This is a genomic window from Jeotgalibacillus proteolyticus, assembly GCF_050107735.1.
Lineage (GTDB): Bacteria > Bacillota > Bacilli > Bacillales > Jeotgalibacillaceae > Jeotgalibacillus > Jeotgalibacillus proteolyticus_A.
Genome location: NZ_JBNILO010000007.1, coordinates 143,187 through 162,014 on the forward strand (window position 1 = coordinate 143,187; position 18,828 = coordinate 162,014).

Sequence of the window (18,828 nt, forward strand, 5' to 3'; positions counted from 1 at the left end):
GCTGGTGAAAACAATGGAGAGTATTTTACAAGTTAAAAACCTGAATATTTCATTTAATACGTATGCGGGTGAAGTAAAAGCCATACGTGGCGTGAATTTCGACTTGAAAAAAGGGGAAACACTTGCAATCGTTGGTGAGTCCGGTTCTGGTAAGTCCGTTACAACGAAGTCGATTATGCAGCTCCTTCCCAAATCAAACTCTGAAATTAAACAAGGCAGCGAAATTCTTTTTGATGGAAGGAATTTAGTAGAGTTGTCAGATAAAGAGATGGAAAAAGTCAGAGGAAAAGATATTTCGATGATCTTCCAGGATCCTATGACCTCTTTAAATCCAACAATGAAGATTGGAAAGCAAATTGCAGAGCCTTTGATTAAGCATCAGAAATTTTCAAAAAAACAGGCAATGGACCGTGCACTTGAGCTTCTGAAGCTTGTAGGTCTTCCACAGCCTGAAACGAGAATTCACCAATATCCCCACCAGTTTTCAGGTGGACAGAGACAGCGGATCGTTATTGCTGTTGCCCTAGCCTGCAACCCTAAAGTGCTTATTGCAGATGAACCTACTACAGCACTTGATGTGACGATTCAGGCTCAGATTTTAGACTTGATGAAAAATCTGCAGAAAAAAATTGATACATCTATTATTTTTATTACACATGATCTGGGAGTAGTAGCAAATGTTGCGGATCGTGTAGCAGTCATGTATGGCGGTAAAATAGTTGAGGTGGGCACAGTGGATGAAATTTTCTATAATCCACAGCACCCGTACACATGGGGGTTAATCAGCTCAATGCCGAGTTTGGATGCAGATGACGATGAATTATTTGTAATCCCGGGCTCACCGCCAGATTTGCTGAATCCTCCAAAAGGCGATGCATTTGCATTGCGTAACCGGTATGCAATGGCGATCGACCTTGAAGAAGAACCGCCAATGTTCAAGGTTTCTGATACACATTATGCAGCTACCTGGCTGCTGCATCCGGATGCGCCGAAGGTTGAGCCGCCGGAAGCTGTGAAAAAACGTCAGCATAAATTCCCTGGGGGCAATCATACGGAAGGGGAAGTGTTCCAATGAGTGAAAAATTGCTTGAAATCAAAAACTTAAAATTATTTTTTAATAAGGGCAAGAAAAATGAGGTTCGTGCAGTAAACGATATCAGCTTTGATATATACAAAGGGGAAACACTTGGTTTGGTAGGAGAGTCCGGATGTGGTAAATCAACTACAGGGAGAACGATTATCCGGCTTTATAACGCCACGGATGGCGAGGTTCTTTATAAGGGCGAAAATGTACACGATTCAAAAAGCAAATCAAAAACGCTGGAATTTAATCGAACAATGCAAATGATTTTTCAGGATCCATACGCATCTCTTAACCCTCGAATGAAAGTCAATGATATCATTGCTGAAGGAATAGATCTTCATGGTTTGGCCAAAACAAAGGAAGAGCGTTCTAAAATGGTATTTGATCTATTAGAAACTGTAGGGTTAAATAGAGACCATGCGGGACGATATCCGCATGAATTTTCAGGAGGTCAGCGTCAGCGGATTGGGATTGCCCGGGCGCTCGCGGTAGACCCTGAGTTCATTATTGCGGATGAACCTATTTCTGCCCTGGATGTATCTATTCAGGCACAAGTAGTAAACTTACTGAAAAAGCTTCAGCGCGAAAAAGGATTAACATTCCTTTTTATTGCACATGACCTTTCCATGGTTAAATATATTAGTGACCGGATTGGTGTTATGTATTATGGAAAACTGGTTGAACTTACAACTAGTGAAGAGCTTTACCGAAATCCTCTTCATCCTTATACAAAATCACTGCTTTCCTCTATTCCGTTTCCAGACCCTGAGCATGAACGGAACCGGGTAAGAGTTTCCTATCATCCTGAAGACCATGATTATGGGGAAAATGAGGATGTAAAAATGCGGGAAGTGACTCCAGGACATTATGTTTTATGCTCTGAAAAAGAGTTTAATGAAATGGCTAACCATTCTGCAACTACTAAGAATGTTTGATGCAACAAAATGAGGATGAGACATAACTTTAAAAAATTTTACAAAATGACCAAGTATCTACTGGGAAGTATGAGGTGAGCGGAGCGGAAGGTGGCGACTGCATGATATGACGGCAAGCTGAGACTTTACAGGGCGGAGCCCTGAGAAGGCTCAGCGCCGTCCCTGCGGAAAGCGTCCGCCTGAAGCGCAGCGAACCGGTCAAAAAGGCTGAGACACTTTTGTCTCAGCCTCTTTTTTATGGGTAAATTTTTTAGAAAAGATACATACAGTAGAAATAGGGAGAGCAGAGGTGACAAGATGATCAGGTTTTCTGTTTACATAACCGGTTTATTTCTATTATGCTTAGGAACTATTCATGGTGCGGTCTACCTGAATTTAATACCTTCCGGGTTTACTGTTGAAGAATACATCTTATTTATGCTTAAACATACTGAGACGTATGGAATTCCACTGGGAGCATTGTTAATACAATTATCTGCCACAGCAAAAAGACCGGCTGAATAAAACAAACCGGCCTTCATATCCAGCAATGGTAATCCTCTGAACCCGGCAGTTAAAACGAGTTACTTTTTTCTGCCCAGCCCCATTGCTTTTTCCATTTTATTCACCATTTTTACAGCAGCCTTATTTGCTTTGGCCGCTCCTTCATCTAATAGTAAATCCAACTCCTTTGAGTCCATCAATTCGTAGTATTTATCTTGAATTGGCTTAATATGATTAACTACCACATCGGCAAGGTCACTTTTAAAATCTCCATAGCCTCTGTCCGTGTAAATCGTTTCAATTTCATCTACCGTTTTCCCTGACAAAATAGAATAAATAGAAAGCAGATTTGAAACGCCTGGTTTGTTTACTTTGTCATAACGGACAATACCTTCAGAATCTGTGACTGCACTTTTAATTTTTTTGGTTATCTGACCAGGTTCATCCAACATTGAAATATATGATTTTTGATTAGGGTCTGATTTGCTCATTTTTTTAAGGGGATCCTGAAGAGACATAATGCGTGCGCCGGTTTTTGGAATTCTTACCTCAGGAATGGTAAATATATTATTGAAACGTTTATTAAATCGTTCAGCAAGATCACGTGTCAGCTCCAAGTGCTGCTTCTGATCTTCGCCGACAGGAACGAGGTCCGTTTGATAAAGAAGAATATCCGCTGCCATTAATGGGGGATAAGTAAGCAGACCGGCAGAAACGCCTTCCTTCCCGGCAGATTTATCTTTGAATTGAGTCATTCTTTCAAGCTCACCGATATAAGAGACACATTGAAGCATCCAGCCTGCCTGAGCGTGCGCTGGGACTTCTGATTGTATGAATAAAGTTGAATGAGCAGGGTCAATTCCCACTGCAGCGTACATAGCTGCCAGACTCTTCGTATTTTTTCGCAGGGCCAGACGATCCTGGGGCGATGTTATAGCATGTTGATCTACGATGCAAAAATAACAAGTATATTCATGCTGCAATTCAACAAATTGCATCATCGCTCCTATATAATTTCCTAAAGTAATGGTGCCGCTTGGCTGAATACCTGAAAATATTGTCTTCATAAAACTCCTCCTTTATATACTAAAAATAAACACAAAAAAACCATTCATTCCTATTTGTGAAGGGACGAATGGGACGTTTCCGCGGTGCCACCCTTAATTGCCGTCTGTAATGGCACAGACCGGCCGCTTTATGGTTATTAAACCGCTCTTTAACGCAGAGCTGACGCCATAAGCTACTTATCATGTTCACCGAGGAGCTCAGAAGTCCATTCAAAGCGTTATGTGCACCTGCTTCCACCACTGCCAGGCTCTCTAAGGCACGATGCGCTTTTACTACTCTTCTTCATTGCCAGTATGTTCAGTTAAACATAATTATATAGCATGATTTCATTTAGAAGCAAGAGAAAATTAGAAGGTTAATCATTGCTACTTGGCTGAAATGTGTCTTCTGACAAGAAATTTCAATAAATAGGTCAATCTGCATTTCAATTGCTTCCATAACTTGTTAGAATATAGTAGTACATAATCTGTACGGAAATAAGGTAGTGGGAGAGATACATAGTGACACTGAAACATGTAGCAGCATCAGTTGGTATAGCAGTTTTATTAACTCCGGCGTTTATAAACTCAGTTCAAGCAGAGGAAGCTGCTAAAGGATTCGAGCATCATCATCGGGAATTAGCGCAGACCATTAAGGAATTCCCTGACTCCATGCCGAGATTTGTTTATGATTCAGGCCTAACATTTGAGTACCCGGATGCAGTAAGGGGTATTTATGTAACCGGCCATTCTGCAGGTGGCGAACGTTTTAATTCGCTTGTAGAATTGATGAATACAACAGATTTAAACGCTATGGTAATTGATGTTAAAGATGATTTTGGAAATTTAACGTACAAGCCGGAGGAAGGTTCGCCATTTTCAGATATTGGAAATACGTACATTAAAGATCCCCGTGCAATGCTGGAAGTGCTAGAAGAAAACGAGATTTACCCGATTGCCAGAGTCGTAGTTTTCAAAGATACCGTCCTGGCTGAAAAGAGACCTGAACTTTCCTTTAAAGAAAATGGACAGGTTTGGAAAAATGGCAGAGATGAATCCTTTGTGAACCCATTTTTGAAAGAAGTATGGGATTATAATGTACAGATTGCAATTGATGCAGCGAAAATGGGATTTAAGGAAATTCAATTTGACTATGTACGCTTTCCAGAAGGGTTTGAAACACGTGATGATTCTTTAGAGTATGATCTTGGTGAATATGCTAAAAATTCTGAAGATGGAATTAATTATCGTGTCGATGCTGTAACTGATTTTGTTGAGTATGCTTCAGAGCAGCTTAAAGACTATGACGTTGATGTATCTGTTGATATCTTCGGGTATTCAGCAACGCTGGAAGAAGCACCGGGTATCGGTCAGAATTTTAACCGTATCTCCGAGCATGTAGATGTTATTTCTTCTATGATCTATCCAAGTCACTGGACACCATACTTCGGCATTGATAAGCCAGATCTCGAGCCCTATAATCTTGTCAATGAATACTCAAAAGTAGAGAATGAAAAGTTAGCTGAATTGGATGAGCGTCCTATTTCAAGACCATGGCTGCAGGACTTTACTGCTTCGTATCTTGGAGCAGGAAATTACATGGAATATGGTGCAGCTGAAGTACAGGCCCAAATTCAAGCTCTTTATGACAACGATATCAATGAATTTCTACTATGGAACGCCGGCAATACCTACACTGAAGGGGTAGATTATCTGCCTGAATAAAACCTGCCTGATAAACAGAGAAAAGAAATTGGGACATAACAAAAAAGTCCAAAAATGAGGCAAAATAGATTTAATAATATGAGGTGAGCGCAGCGGAAGGCAGCGACTCCCTGCAGGAAATGACGGCAAGGTGAGACTTTACAGGGCAAGGCCTTGAAAAGTCTCACCTTGCCGTCCCTGTGGAAAGCGTCCGCCTAAAAGCGGAGTGAACCGGTCGTAGAGCTTGAGACACTTTGGTCCCAGGCTCTTTTTTTCCATATAAACATAACAGGCTAACAGGCCCAGTTAGGTCTAATTAAAAAAGAGTCAGAACAACTTTGTCAGTTTATTCTAGTTTACATATTTCTAATTAGGGTAATTAAAACAAGATGCGTAAATACATCTACATAATCCCCTGAAAAACCTCACACACTATACCATCTGAACTGCCGCAAAAATAAAGTAAAAGGAGAATGATTATGCATTGGTATGAAAAATTAAATGAATATTTTCCGGTTCAGGAAATGAAATCAAAAGAACATATGGAGGCGCTCCTAAAAGAACGGAGTGATATCTATAATAAGGATGAAGGACCCAAGCATGTACTCATGTATGTGGAAACGGATTCTTTCACATTTATAGATTATTTATTTGTTTCCAAAGATGCCAGGGGAGAAGGGTTAGGCCATAAGCTGATCCAAAAATTAAAAGCTAAAAATAAACCAATTATTCTGGAAGTTGAGCCTGTAGACTATGAGGACACCGACACGGAAAAGAGACTTCGCTTTTATAAAAGAGAAGGCTTCGATCATGCAACCTCAATAGGATATAAAAGAAGATCCCTCGCAACGAAGGAAATCAACCCGATGGAAATTTTGTATTGGTCGCCAGGAAATGAAAGTGAAGAAGTGATTTTTAATGCGATGAAAAAAACCTACGAGATGATTCACACCTATAAAGATAATACGTTTTACGGCGAAACTTATGAACCGGTAGACAATGTGCTTAAATTGGATGAAAAAAATGACCGGAATGTCTTAGAAGGTCTATAATATTTTCAATCAGAATCTCTAAATGAGAATGAATCGGGTTTAATTTAAGAAATTCGGTTTATCCTTGACAAAAAAGGGAATAGTATAAATAGGACAAGAAGCAATGTTTTAAAACCTAAAATCCTTAGAATATGACAATTTCGTTAAAACTCTATCCATTTGAATTAGAATACTGTATAATAAACATATAATATCTTTTTAAAACAATTTTAATTTAGATGTTTTAACTAAAGATGTTACGTAAACAATCTTTTACTATATAAGGGAGTGTGAATGGTTCATGGTAACTTTGTTCACGTCACCTAGCTGCACATCTTGTAGAAAAGCCAAGGCTTGGTTAGAAGAGCATGATATTCCATATACGGAAAGAAATATTTTTTCTGAGCCTCTAAGCATAGAAGAAATTAAAGAAGTTCTTCGAATGACTGAAGATGGCACTGATGAAATCATTTCAACCAGATCTAAGATTTTTCAAAAACTCGATGTGGATCTAGATTCTTTACCTCTTCAAGATTTATTTGAGTTAATCCAGGAAAATCCGGGTTTATTAAGACGACCGATTATTATGGATGAAAAAAGACTTCAGGTCGGCTATAATGAAGACGAGATTCGTCGTTTTTTACCACGGAAAGTTCGTACGTACCAGCTTCTTGAAGCTCAAAAAATGGTTAACTAATTATAAAGACCACAAGACTTGTCCCCCAATTACACAGGGATAAGTCTTTTTTACGTCTTTTTTCATTAAGGAAAAACGCCTATCAGCTGAATAAAGGCTTCATTATGCGAGCAGAAAGCACATTTGTATAAAAGTAGAGATAGACAATCGCATTGCTTGAATTTAGTCACTGAATAGTCTACACTCTAGGAACAATAGGTTCTTACATCATGTTTAAATAAATGGACTGAATATGATTTCCCTTTACGGTCTATTTATCATACAATAATATAGAAAGATCACCCTATCGTTAAAAAAGTTGCGAATCAGACCTAGATTAAGGGGGGATTCCCTTCATCCAACATACAGGAAGGGAGAGTTAAATGATGGAAATAGAACGCATTAACGATCACACCGTAAAGTTTTACATTTCTTATGGCGATATTGAAGATAGAGGATTTGACCGCGAAGAAATCTGGTACAATCGAGATAAAAGTGAAGAACTCTTCTGGGAAATGATGGATGAAGTGCATCAAGAGGAAGATTTTGCAATTGAAGGCCCTTTATGGATACAAGTTCAGGCGCTTGAAAAAGGTTTGGAGATTCTTGTCACAAAAGCGCAGGTAACAAAAGATGGACAACGTTTTGAATTGCCTATTCCAGAAGATAAACAAAAAGATGGTTCAGTAAGCGATCAAATTGAAGAATATCTAGAAGAGCATTTCGACATGGATGATAATGAAGAAGATGATATCTTGGATTTTACAATGAAATTCAAAGATTTTGAAGATCTTATCTCACTATCAAAGCGCTTTGACCATGAGCAGTTAATCACAAAATTATATACGTTTGAAAATGTATATTATTTATTCGTTGAATTTGAAGAAGATCTCTTTGAAGAAAACGATATTGAAAATATACTCAGTCTCCTGCTGGAGTACGGAGTAGAAACACAAATCACTGTTCACCGTCTTGAAGAGTATGGCAAAGCTGTAATGAATGAAAAAGTCTTTTCAAATGTTCGAAAATATTTTCTATAGGTGTAAGCCCTTTAAGACATTGTCTTAAAGGGTTTTTTTTGATATTTTTAGTATAATGGTGGCAGTCGATCAGGAGGTGATCTCATTTTAGTTGCTAAAAACCAATCAGGACTTTTACTATTTTTAGATGGCAGCAAGACGAGAGATGAATTGAGAAAGTTGCAAAAAAATGCATATTTTTGCCCACAGTGCTTAACGAAAGTCATACTAAAAGTAGGAGAATTTAAAATACCTCATTTTTCTCACAAAGCTTCCCATACCTGCACAGGATTCAGCGAACCGGAGTCTCTCGCGCACTTAGAGGCAAAATTACAGCTTTATAACTGGTTGATACATTCAGCTGAAGAGGCGGAAGTGGAAAAAATCTATTCCGGTTTTAATCAGCGGGCAGATGTCGGCGTCCGCATACAGGGTCAGGAATATGCTATTGAATTTCAGCGTTCCAGGATACCGTACCGGGATTTTATCAAAAGAACAAAGGAATATACTTCACATGATGTGGTGCCGGTATGGCTGTTATCCCACGATGTACTTAAAAAACCTGTAGAAAATAAAATTTCGTTGTCATCATTTCATCAGCAATTTATACGTTACTCCTCTTCTCTTAAACAATTCTTCCTGGTTTCCTATGACCATGTACACCAATCTTTCAGCACACTTCATTACTTGATCCCTCTTTCAAGCTCTGTATTTCTTACTTCAAAGTCCTCTTTTCCGTTAAAACAGGTTAAATTTCCTCATTTTTCTTTGCAGTCATTGTATTATTCAGAGCAAGAATTGCACATCATCAGAGAGCAAAGAAAGAGATGGCTCCAGAGCCGGCTGGTTCAGGGCAAGGGCTGCCTTGACGGCCTGTTAAGTCTACTGTATGAGCAAAGAACAAACCTGCAGCTGCTTCCTGCATGGGTAGGAATTCCTGTGAGGCATTCTCTATTTATTAAAGAGCCTGATGCTGAATGGCAGTGTTTCCTATACTTGCTGTTGAATGAATGCAAATCGTATGAAAAGCCATTATCTTTGAAATATATGTTAATAAGGATGAATGATTATATAGATCTTGGCTATTTAACTTTGCGTCAGATACAGTTTCAACCACCAGATACGCTTTTGAGGGCTGTTACAGATTATTTAGATACTTTGCAAAAATTAGGCATAGTTGTAAAAGGTCAAAAAGGGTACAGACTATGTATGGAGCACCCTTATATAATGATTGATCAGGTTTGGGATAGTGAAAGTAAAAAAGAACGATTCTGGATGCAATATCAGGATTTACTATTAGAGACCCTAAATAAATAGTCAGCAATAGTTGCAAGAACAGGATAAAAAAGAGAAAATAGGAAAGAAAGAATGATTAGAGGAGGAAGTATACAATGGCGAACAGTGCTTCAGTGAAGAAGTTGCAGGATCGAACTCAGGTGAAAGAAGAAATGACCTGGAGATTGGAAGATATCTTTGCCTCAGATCAGGAATGGGATCAGGAATACAAATCACTGCAGGAAGAGAGTAAACAGGCGAAAGAAGTACAAGGGACACTTGGTGAAAGCGCAGATCATCTGTTTAATGCCCTTCAGCTGCAGGATAAGATCATGGAGAGGCTAGGCAGGCTTTATACATATTCACATATGCGATACGACCAGGATACAACCAACTCCTTTTACCAGGGCCTAGACGACAGAGCAAAGAACCTTGCTTCTCAGATCAGCAGTTTATTTTCTTTCATGCTGCCCGAAATTCTTTCAATTGAAGAGGAAAAGATTACATTTTTCTTAGAAGAAAAAAAAGAATTGCAAGTATATAAACATGCGCTAGAAGAAATCAATACGCAGCGTCCTCATGTCCTTTCTGAAGGCCAGGAAGAGATCCTTGCCCAGGCATCAGAGGTTTTAGGGAATGCAAGCAATACCTTCAGCATGCTTAACAATGCGGACCTTGAATTTCCTGTGATTAAGGATGAGAACGGGGAAGAAGTACAAGTAACACACGGCAGATACATTAATTTCCTTGAAAGTGAGGACCCGCGTGTTAGAAGAGACGCATTTAAAGCGGTTTACAGCACATATGGAAAATTCCGCAATACATTTTCCACTACATTAAGCGGACAGATTAAAAAAGATAATTTTTCTGCCCGCGTAAGACATTATGATTCGGCAAGGCATGCAGCACTTTCAACGAACAGCATACCTGAAGAAGTCTATGAAAACCTGGTCAATACGGTAAATAAATACCTACCGCTTCTTCACCGCTACGTTGAGCTGCGGAAAAAAGTATTAGGTCTTGACGAGCTTCATATGTATGATCTGTTCACACCTTTAGTGAAAGATGTAAAAATGAAGGTATCCTACGAAGAAGCAAAAGACTTAATGATTAAAGGGCTTGCTCCTCTGGGAGAAGAATATCGTAAAGTTGTGGAAGAAGGGTTTGAGAATCGCTGGGTGGATGTGGAAGAAAATAAAGGAAAACGCAGCGGTGCTTATTCTTCCGGCGCATATGGCACAAACCCTTATATTCTTATGAACTGGCAGGATAATGTGAATAATTTATTTACACTTGCTCATGAATTTGGCCACAGTGTTCACAGCTACTATTCACGTAAAAATCAGCCATATCCGTATAGCGGTTACTCCATCTTTGTTGCTGAAGTAGCTTCTACCTGTAATGAAGCACTTCTCAATGATTATTTAATGAACACAATTGAAGATAATAAGAAACGTTTGTATATTCTTAATCATTTTCTCGAAGGATTCAGGGGAACGGTTTTCCGTCAAACTATGTTTGCCGAGTTTGAGCATCTGATTCATCAGAAGGCGCAAAATGGTGAAGCACTAACAGCCGACAGTTTGACCGAAGAATACTATGCCCTGAACAAAAAATATTTTGGCGAGGAGATCATAGTAGACGAGGAAATTGGGCTGGAGTGGGCCAGAATTCCTCATTTCTATTATAATTATTATGTTTATCAATATGCGACCGGCTACAGCGCTGCGACTGCACTAAGCAAGCTTATATTGGAGAAAGGCCAGCCGGCAGTTGATGAATACATTAATAAATTTTTAAAAGCAGGCAGCTCTGATTATCCAATAGAGGTATTGAAAAAAGCAGGAGTAGATATGACAACTTCAGCTCCTATTGAAGAAGCATGCAAAGTGTTTGAAGAAAAACTGAATGAAATGGAAGAGCTATTGGCTCAACTTTAATTAAAAAAGAAGGGGAAATCTGAAAGAACAGGATTTCCATTGCCGCATTAAAAGAGAAAGGGCCTGGGACAAAAGTGTCTCAGGTCCTTTTGATACACTTTTAAGGGAGTTTTCCGCATGGACAAGGACTTGATGCTTTTAGGGCTATGACCTGCAGAAATTCTGCTTGCTGGTAAAGTGGAGGGAACATTTACCGGCCGCGTTTTGGAAACGTTTTTGATGACGAAAAGCCGCGAAAACGATTTTTTGATGTTGCCCAGATGATCGTTAAAAATAAGACAATAAATAAAATGATTGAAGACAGGAAGAGGGGAAAGATCTCAAGCATTGCAAATAAATGAAGCATAAAGGCCCCAATAATTAAGATAACTAACAACAGACCGATCCATCTTCTCATCTATTTCCCCCCTTTGTATTGCTATATTCACGTATCCTGAACATTAGACCATCATTTTACTTGTCATACTTGTAAATACATGATAAACTACTCGTGTGAAGTTGATCACAAGCAAACATATACCCCTTTGTTTGACCGTGAAAAATTTCTCCCATCCCCTTTGTTCGTAAGAAAAGCCCTCATCATATGATGAGGGCTTTTCGTTTAGCCTTATTACGTTAGTATACGCCAAAATGTTCCGTTTTTCATCGTAATCTGCTCTACTTTTTGCTGGAACATTCTCTTTTTAAGCTCTTTTTCTGCCTGCTGAATACTTATATTATAAATTAGGGCTAACTCAGGCGAAGCGATGATTTTAAATTGCTCAATAAATTCATCAATTGTTGGCAGCTGGTCTTTTTTTGGGTCACCAACCATTTCCTCAATGATCTGTTCATAAACTTCATAGGGGTAAACCCCTTCAATTTTTATGCCTTCGTCTTCAATATTTTCATTGAAAAAGACGAGAGTAGGTGTACTTTCAACCTCCATTTCGGAGGAGATTTTCAAATCACATTGAAAAGCCTTCGAGGCAGAAGCGGAGTGGATGTCCTGACAAAATTCATCAAGATCTAGCTTAGCTTCATCTGCGCATATTTGAAGAATTTCATACTCCGATATATCCTGCTCTTTAAGAAATAATCTTTCCTGCAATGTGCGAAGGAAACGGCTGCCTGCCTTTTTTCCCTGCAGTTCAGCAGCTTTAATTGCGATTGAAGCAATAAAGGGAGAAGTCATTGAGCTGTTTTTCCGCTCCCGGTCGAGAAGTGCAGCTTCTCCGTCCATCAATTTCGTCTCAGTTTGAGATGTTAAAGAGGATGGATGTAAACATACTTTTTTATTCAGGCCGATTAGGCCTCCCTTTAAAACGTATTTAATTCGTATATACGTCCCATACTCCATAATCATTTTTTTTATTATTGGTTCCAGAGCCCAGCAGTCCGGACAAATGGGGTCAACAAACATATAAATTTCAAGCGGTTTTTTTTCTAGCTCTTGCCAGTTGGCATCAGACCAATGTTTTGCAGTCAATCTGTATCACCCTCTGCTTTTTCGGGAGTATTAATCATATGATGGGCAGTTAGTGTAAGGCGGTGAAAAAGACCGTCTCTGATTTCCTCGTTTAATTCAACTTCGTCCATTGCTGTTTCCATGCAAGCCAGCCATGCCTGTGCTCTGCCCGGCGTAACGGGATGGGGAATGTGACGGGCTCTTAACATAGGGTGGCCATGCTCTTCTGTGTAGAGTGAAGGACCTCCAAGGTATTGTGTTAAAAATTGGTGCTGCTTCCGAATCGTTTCAGTAAAGTCATCAGGAAATATACTTTTTAAGTCAGGATGACGCGCAACCTGATGATAGAACGCATGAACAAGTTCAGATAGTTTTTCTTCACCGATTACGTCATAAGGTGTTAGAGTTCGATCCACCATAAAAAATAACTCCTTTATCCTTTATTTTTTCCTGTTGAATTTTTAATGTAACATTATTGTAGCAACGCCTTCCTTTTTTCTCAAATATATCGCCTTGAACCATTCCTCTAACCAACAAAAGAAGCCTGGGACAAAAGTGTCTCAGGCTCTTTGACGGGTTCATTGCGATTCAAGCGAACGCTTATTGCAGGGACAGGGGCATGAGTCTTTTCAAGGCTTTGCCCGTAAAGTCTCGATTATCCGTCATGTCCTGCAGGAGTTGCCGCCTTCTTAACCGTAAACCTCATACTATTTTATTTTCCTCTTTTTTAATTTCTTCCCGTTTCGTCACAGCCTGCTTTTCCCTTGCCTGATCTTCCGCCTCGAGATGGCCGAGGCTCCATCTGCTGAACAAATCGAAATATGAAAGAAGAAGGAATGCAATGTATTATGCGTTGTATGTGCTCATCACTCTTTGAACATATTGAGTCGTTTCTTTAAAAGGGGGAATGCCGTTATACTTATCCACATTTCCTGGTCCAGCATTGTATGCAGCAAGAGCAAGTGTAGGATTTTGATTATAGCGGTCAAGCATATCCCGTAAATAGCGTGCTCCCGCATCCACATTTTCCTTTGGATCAAATATATTTTTTACCCCAAGCCATTTGGCTGTACCCGGCATGAGCTGCATTAGTCCCGAAGCGCCTGCGTGACTGACGGCTTCAGGGTTAAAATTAGATTCATGCTGTATGACAGATCGGATCAGTTTTTCCGGAACATTATTCTTAGCAGCGGCGTCTGAAATAATCCCATCGAGTGAAGAAGGGGAAGAAGAAGCAGCCTTACTTGCCGCCGGTTTGTTTTGGGAAACTTGATATTGCTGAATTTCATTTATAAAAGAATTACTCATTGAAGGTGTTGGATTATTCTCCAAAAAATTTGAAACAGAACCAAGCTTGGTCGAAGATATGGACGCCATTGATTCCTGGATTATCTGGGAGAAGAGAGAGTGCGTCTGATCCGCTTCAGCTATATGGTCAGCATTGAAGGTTCCCAACGTATTAAGCGCCTGTGCATCGATCAGCATTTTAACCGCATTAATATTCAAATTAAAGCCTCCTATTTATTAAAAAGGGTAAAATAAGTTCCGTTTTCCCTAATTGGCTGTAGATGAATTAGAGGAGTGTCCGGCGTATTTTTTCTTTATAAAAACGCTCAATTTTATTATCGGTTTTTTTTGCAGAAATTTTACAGGTCGAAAGTAATTGTTTGAATATGGCCTGACCTTCATCGTAGGAAGCAGCTTCATACTCCAGTTCATAATCCTCTTTATTCAAATACGTACTGTGGTCTAATACCAGTAAGCCGTTTTTATAAGGAAACTCTATGCGCTCTGTTGCAAGTGTCCCAAAATACGTAATTTTCTCCACAGGTATTTTCAGTTCTTCGAGCAGCCGTGCTATCTCTCCTTGAATTAAGCCGCCTTCTTCGAGCATCTGACTTGCCTCCTGTGAATCAATCCGCTGGTGATGTTCAAGAATTCCTTTTTCAACAGGCTGTTTTAGTGTTAATTGATAGCCTTTTGATTTCTCGCGAATTCTCAAAGCCGACTTGATTTCTTTTAAGTGGAAATCAGGTGTGTCGAAATAATGATTTTTTTGGCATACGCTCTCTTGGTTCGATACCTGAAAATGACTGCATAAATGATAATATTCTTCTTTCGTCAGTAAGTTTTTAAACTCAATTTCTAATTCCTGAGACAAGACCATTCGCTCCTTTACCTCTTATGCCTTTTATTATCCTTTCTTTGGGCTGGATCTGCAATGGCAATATGCAAGATTTAACCTGAATATGATAAGATGGAAATAGAAAATCGGCAGGAAGGGGAAATAAAGTTGAGCAGAAAGAAAGTGTGGCTGAATCAAGCAGCTGAAATAAACAACGAATTGATTTTAAAGGGAGAACAAACAGATAAGATCGGCAGACTCGAACCAACAGGTCAAGTCATTGTTGATTCTGAAGAGCTGGCTTTTGTTTATTTAGCAGAAGAAGAAAGTGAATATACATATTTGTATCTGCCTGATTTTATATGGCCTGAAATTATAGACGCATTAAACAAAAAACAGACCGTTAAAGTTCATATCGGCGAAAATGAAATGGAATTAAAGCAGCTCGAAGACGAGTTAAATGATCTGGTGATGAATATTGAAGGAAACAGCAATTATGGAGATGCTTTTGTTGAAAAAGTGGAATCCGCTTTTATAAAAAAATAAGCTTCAACTAATCAAATGCCGGATGTTATGAAAGCATGGGGTGATGTGGATGAATCATTGGGAGTCTTTTTTAGAGCCATATAAACAAGCAGTGGACGAATTGAAAATTAAACTAAAAGGCATGAGAAACCAGTTTCAATTACAGCATACTCACTCGCCCATTGAATTTGTTACCGGCAGGGTCAAACCGATAGCGAGTATTTTGGATAAGGCAAGTGAAAAGTCTGTTCCGCTGGAGAAACTGGCATCCGACATGCAGGATATCGCTGGCTTGCGGATGATGTGCCAGTTTGTGGATGATATTGAAAAAGTAGTGGAATTACTAAGACAGCGCAAAGACTTTGTAATCGTAGAAGAAAAAGATTATATTTCACATAAGAAACAGAGCGGCTACCGTTCGTATCATGTGATCATCGAATATCCGGTTGAAACGATTAACGGAGAAAAGAGAATTCTTGCAGAAATACAAATCAGAACGCTTGCTATGAACTTCTGGGCAACAGTAGAACACTCCTTAAACTATAAGTATCAGGGACAGTTTCCAAAAGAAATTCAAAATCGCCTCCAGCGGGCTGCTGAAGCAGCTTTCAGGCTTGATGAGGAAATGTCGGAAATCCGGGAAGAAATCCAGGAGGCACAGGCTTTCTTTCAAGAAAAAAAAGAAGATCAAATGAAAGATAAAAGAAAAGAGCGGTCAAGCCGAAGAAAAAATTTTGGTGACAGTCACTGACAGGGAGGCGAGCTGAGTGAAATTTGCAATAACCTCGAAAGGCGATGCGAAATCGAATGCATTAATGCACAAGATGAAATCATATTTAAAAGACTTTAATATGGAATGGGATGAGGAAGAGCCGGAAATCGTGATATCAGTCGGCGGCGACGGGACACTCCTTTATGCCTTTCACCGCTACAGTTCACGCTTATCAAAAACGGCATTTGTGGGTGTACATACGGGTCATTTAGGTTTTTATGCCGACTGGGTGCCGGATGAAATTGAAAAACTGGTCATTGCAATCGCAAAAACGCCATACCAGATTATTGAATATCCTTTAATAGAAGCCATTATCCGTTATAAAAGCGGCGGAAGGGAAACAAGATATCTGGCTTTAAATGAGTCAACGGTTAAAAGTGTGGACGGCACACTTGTGATGGATGTTGAAATCCGCGGACAGCACTTTGAGATTTTCAGGGGAGATGGTCTTTGTTTGTCCACTCCATCGGGAAGTACCGCTTATAACAAAGCACTGGGAGGAGCAATTATTCACCCTTCTCTTCCATCCATTCAGCTGGCGGAAATGGCTTCAATCAATAATCGGGTTTTCCGCACAGTCGGATCTCCCTTGATCATGCCTGCCCATCATACTTGTATGCTTAAACCGGTTAATCGATCTGATTTCCTTATAACCATTGACCATCTTACATTGGTTCATAAGGATGTAAAATCCATACAGTACCGAGTAGCGGATGAAAAAATACGATTTGCACGTTTCAGACCGTTTCCTTTCTGGAAAAGAGTGCACGATTCTTTTATCGATGGTTAAGGGCTGGGGGAAAAATGGATAAACGGGTTAGATTAAAGTGGATTGTCAATGAGGAGTCAATCCTGCTTAGAGACTTTCTGAAAAATAACGAAATATCCAAAAGGTCATTAACTCATATAAAATATGATGGCGGAGAGATCAAAGTAAATGGCTTAGAGACTACCGTACGAAATTATATTCATCGCGGGGACAAAGTAGAGGTTGCGTTTCCTCTGGAAAATAGGAGTCCTGCACTTTTGCCTGAAATGATTGAACTAGACATCCTGTACGAAGACGACGATGTTCTCGTCATTAATAAACCACCTTATATGAACAGCATACCTTCAAGAGAGCACACGTCCCGAAGTATTGCGAATGCAATTGCCGGCTTGTACGAGAGAAGAAAGTATCATGGAGCCGTTCATATCGCTACAAGACTTGATCGTGATACCTCAGGTCTTATGCTGATTGCCAAACATGCCCATGCGCATCATTTGATCGGAAAGCTTCAAAAAGAGCACAAGGTGAAAAGGTCCTATTTAGCTGTAATACATGGCGTAATCAGCACGTCATCAGGAACAATATCTGCTCCGATTGGCAGGAAAAGCACGAGTATTATTGAAAGAGAAGTGAGAGAGGATGGGCAGCATGCTGTAACGAACTACCGGCTTCTCGATCAAAATAGTCTTTACAGTTCAGTTGAATTGTCCTTACAGACGGGCAGAACCCATCAGATTCGGGTGCACTTGCACTATCTTGGCCATCCGATAGTAGGTGACGATCTCTATGGGGGAAAAAGAGATGTCATCCAGCGGCAGGCCCTCCATTCGAGAGAACTAACTTTTCTTCACCCCTTCACTCAAAAAGAAATGCGTTTTAAAGCAGAACCCCCTGAAGATATTCTTTCTCTTATGAAAGGCTGGACTGACAAATCATTCGTTATAGACCAGAAAGTATAAAAAAGAGGTTGGTCCCTTACTATAAAAAGGTAAAAAATAAGGAAGATCATTTTATTTGCAAGGGGTTATGCGCAGCAAACCGGTCAAAGAGCTTGAGACATTTTGTCCCAAGCTCTTTTTTTACCAGCATATCGTTAATAGAAGCTGTCATTCAGAAATTTTAGACAGTCTGAGCCGTATTCTAAAAAACATTGAATAGTTCATATTAGGTGTTAGTGGAAATCCTGATCTCTGAATTTTTCTTTATTGTAGGGCATGGAAGACGGTACGGAAACCACTTCCATTTCAGGATAGCGGAGCGCTGTCAGACAGTTGCCAAAAACTGCCCCTGTATCAATATTGACCGTGTTGTTTTTAAATCTTGCTTCATGGACTGGTGTGTGTCCGTACACGATCAGTGCATTTCCTTCATATTCCTTAGCCCAATCCCTCCGAACAGGAAGTCCCTTTTCAGTTGTTTCGCCCGTTACATCCCCATAAAAAACGAATGATTCGATTCGTTTGTTTATTTTGCCTATGTCATCTTGTTTGATTCCAGCATGAGCGATTACCAGTCTGCCGTTATCCAATACATGATAAAGGGGAGAGCCTTCATACAGTTCTTTAAACTGTGCTGTAATCAAACGTTTTTCTTGCGGCGGCAAATCGTTTATTTCGGCCGCTGTTGTCTCAAGACCGTGTATAATCTTTACGTTGTTCCCTTTCAAGTAGCGGTAGAGTTTGTTGCAGTGATTGCCTGGAACATAATAGGCTTTTTCTTCTTTAACAAGGGCATAGACGTCCTTGATCACACCTATTGAATCCTTCCCTCGATCGGTTAAATCTCCTACCAATCCGATCTTTCTTCCTTCAGGATGGATAGGCATTCCGGATTCCCAGCTGTAGCCAAGTTTTTTTGTCAGATTAAACCACTCCATACGGCACCCGTGGATATCGCCGATAATATCTAAATTCATGCTGGACCTCCTGTTTGTTTTTGACATATGCTTGTAAGGCTGAATAGAGACAGATATCAAAGAATCTGCTAGTATAATGTTG

The 18,828-nt window shown here is 39.7% G+C and carries 20 protein-coding genes and 1 other annotated feature; of the genes, 13 read left to right on the forward strand and 7 right to left on the reverse strand.

The features are described from left to right. Nucleotides 1-13: 13 nt before the first annotated feature. From ACQCT8_RS12245 to ACQCT8_RS12255, 3 genes are all read left to right on the forward strand, one after another. The gene (locus ACQCT8_RS12245) at nt 14-1,075 is read left to right on the forward strand and encodes an ABC transporter ATP-binding protein (RefSeq protein WP_426871490.1); all 1,062 of its coding nucleotides are present in this window, start codon (nt 14-16) and stop codon (nt 1,073-1,075) included. Next, complete coding sequence (locus tag ACQCT8_RS12250; protein ID WP_426871492.1) at nt 1,072-2,019, forward strand: ABC transporter ATP-binding protein; 948 nt, start codon at nt 1,072-1,074, stop codon at nt 2,017-2,019. The genes ACQCT8_RS12245 and ACQCT8_RS12250 overlap by 4 nt, the downstream gene beginning before the upstream one ends. A 297-nt stretch (nt 2,020-2,316) precedes the next feature. Next, nucleotides 2,317-2,523 (forward strand): hypothetical protein, encoded by a 207-nt coding sequence (locus ACQCT8_RS12255; RefSeq protein WP_426871494.1) that lies wholly within the window; start codon nt 2,317-2,319, stop codon nt 2,521-2,523. Between the two features lie 59 nt (nt 2,524-2,582). Here the strand turns inward: ACQCT8_RS12255 and trpS are convergent, their stop codons facing one another. Continuing rightward, on the reverse strand, nt 2,583-3,569 hold the full coding sequence (gene trpS, locus ACQCT8_RS12260; protein WP_426871496.1) for a tryptophan--tRNA ligase: 987 nt from the start codon (nt 3,567-3,569) through the stop codon (nt 2,583-2,585). Between the two features lie 57 nt (nt 3,570-3,626). Continuing rightward, nucleotides 3,627-3,865: a binding site (T-box leader), on the reverse strand. 205 nt (nt 3,866-4,070) lie between these two features. Here trpS and ACQCT8_RS12265 point away from each other — a divergent pair. The 6 genes from ACQCT8_RS12265 (at nt 4,071) to pepF (ending at nt 11,193) form a co-directional block, all read left to right on the forward strand. Next, entirely contained in the window at nt 4,071-5,273 is a 1,203-nt protein-coding gene (locus ACQCT8_RS12265) for a putative glycoside hydrolase (RefSeq protein WP_426871498.1), read from the forward strand. Between the two features lie 458 nt (nt 5,274-5,731). Next, nucleotides 5,732-6,304 carry a GNAT family N-acetyltransferase gene (locus ACQCT8_RS12270; protein ID WP_426871500.1) on the forward strand — a complete coding sequence of 191 codons (573 nt, stop codon included), beginning with the start codon at nt 5,732-5,734 and terminating at the stop codon, nt 6,302-6,304. A 280-nt stretch (nt 6,305-6,584) separates the two neighbouring features. Next, nucleotides 6,585-6,980 (forward strand): transcriptional regulator SpxA, encoded by a 396-nt coding sequence (gene spxA, locus ACQCT8_RS12275; protein ID WP_041056911.1) that lies wholly within the window; start codon nt 6,585-6,587, stop codon nt 6,978-6,980. Nucleotides 6,981-7,345: 365 nt separating this feature from the next. Then, a complete protein-coding gene (gene mecA / locus ACQCT8_RS12280; RefSeq protein ID WP_426871636.1) occupies nt 7,346-7,999 on the forward strand; it encodes an adaptor protein MecA in 654 nt (217 codons plus the stop codon). An 84-nt stretch (nt 8,000-8,083) separates the two neighbouring features. Continuing rightward, nucleotides 8,084-9,295, forward strand: a complete 1,212-nt coding sequence (locus ACQCT8_RS12285) for a competence protein CoiA (RefSeq protein ID WP_426871638.1) — start codon at nt 8,084-8,086, stop codon at nt 9,293-9,295. Between the two features lie 74 nt (nt 9,296-9,369). Beyond that, entirely contained in the window at nt 9,370-11,193 is a 1,824-nt protein-coding gene (gene pepF, locus ACQCT8_RS12290; protein ID WP_426871503.1) for an oligoendopeptidase F, read from the forward strand. A 190-nt stretch (nt 11,194-11,383) separates the two neighbouring features. Here the strand turns inward: pepF and ACQCT8_RS12295 are convergent, their stop codons facing one another. The 5 genes from ACQCT8_RS12295 to ACQCT8_RS12315 form a co-directional block, all read right to left on the reverse strand. Next, entirely contained in the window at nt 11,384-11,590 is a 207-nt protein-coding gene (locus ACQCT8_RS12295) for a hypothetical protein (RefSeq protein ID WP_426871505.1), read from the reverse strand. 213 nt (nt 11,591-11,803) lie between these two features. Then, nucleotides 11,804-12,661, reverse strand: a complete 858-nt coding sequence (locus ACQCT8_RS12300; protein WP_426871507.1) for a ClpXP adapter SpxH family protein — start codon at nt 12,659-12,661, stop codon at nt 11,804-11,806. After that, nucleotides 12,658-13,059 (reverse strand): globin, encoded by a 402-nt coding sequence (locus ACQCT8_RS12305; protein ID WP_426871509.1) that lies wholly within the window; start codon nt 13,057-13,059, stop codon nt 12,658-12,660. The genes ACQCT8_RS12300 and ACQCT8_RS12305 overlap by 4 nt, the downstream gene beginning before the upstream one ends. Nucleotides 13,060-13,486: 427 nt before the next feature. Continuing rightward, nucleotides 13,487-14,146, reverse strand: a complete 660-nt coding sequence (locus ACQCT8_RS12310; protein ID WP_426871511.1) for a lytic transglycosylase domain-containing protein — start codon at nt 14,144-14,146, stop codon at nt 13,487-13,489. A gap of 67 nt (nt 14,147-14,213) precedes the next feature. Beyond that, nucleotides 14,214-14,801, reverse strand: a complete 588-nt coding sequence (locus tag ACQCT8_RS12315; RefSeq protein WP_426871513.1) for a CYTH domain-containing protein — start codon at nt 14,799-14,801, stop codon at nt 14,214-14,216. Between the two features lie 132 nt (nt 14,802-14,933). Between ACQCT8_RS12315 and ACQCT8_RS12320 the strand changes: the two genes are divergently transcribed. From ACQCT8_RS12320 to ACQCT8_RS12335, 4 genes are read left to right on the forward strand one after another with little or no spacing between them, the layout of a single operon-like run. Beyond that, the gene (locus ACQCT8_RS12320; RefSeq protein WP_426871515.1) at nt 14,934-15,311 is read left to right on the forward strand and encodes a hypothetical protein; all 378 of its coding nucleotides are present in this window, start codon (nt 14,934-14,936) and stop codon (nt 15,309-15,311) included. 49 nt (nt 15,312-15,360) lie between these two features. Further along, the gene (locus ACQCT8_RS12325) at nt 15,361-16,041 is read left to right on the forward strand and encodes a GTP pyrophosphokinase (RefSeq protein WP_426871517.1); all 681 of its coding nucleotides are present in this window, start codon (nt 15,361-15,363) and stop codon (nt 16,039-16,041) included. A 16-nt stretch (nt 16,042-16,057) separates the two neighbouring features. Beyond that, nucleotides 16,058-16,852: an NAD kinase gene (locus ACQCT8_RS12330; protein WP_041056941.1), complete on the forward strand. Its 795-nt coding sequence runs from the start codon at nt 16,058-16,060 to the stop codon at nt 16,850-16,852. Nucleotides 16,853-16,866: 14 nt separating this feature from the next. Continuing rightward, a complete protein-coding gene (locus ACQCT8_RS12335) occupies nt 16,867-17,790 on the forward strand; it encodes an RluA family pseudouridine synthase (protein ID WP_426871519.1) in 924 nt (307 codons plus the stop codon). A gap of 212 nt (nt 17,791-18,002) precedes the next feature. Here the strand turns inward: ACQCT8_RS12335 and prpE are convergent, their stop codons facing one another. After that, nucleotides 18,003-18,746, reverse strand: a complete 744-nt coding sequence (prpE, locus tag ACQCT8_RS12340) for a bis(5'-nucleosyl)-tetraphosphatase PrpE (protein ID WP_426871521.1) — start codon at nt 18,744-18,746, stop codon at nt 18,003-18,005. Nucleotides 18,747-18,828 lie beyond the last annotated feature (82 nt).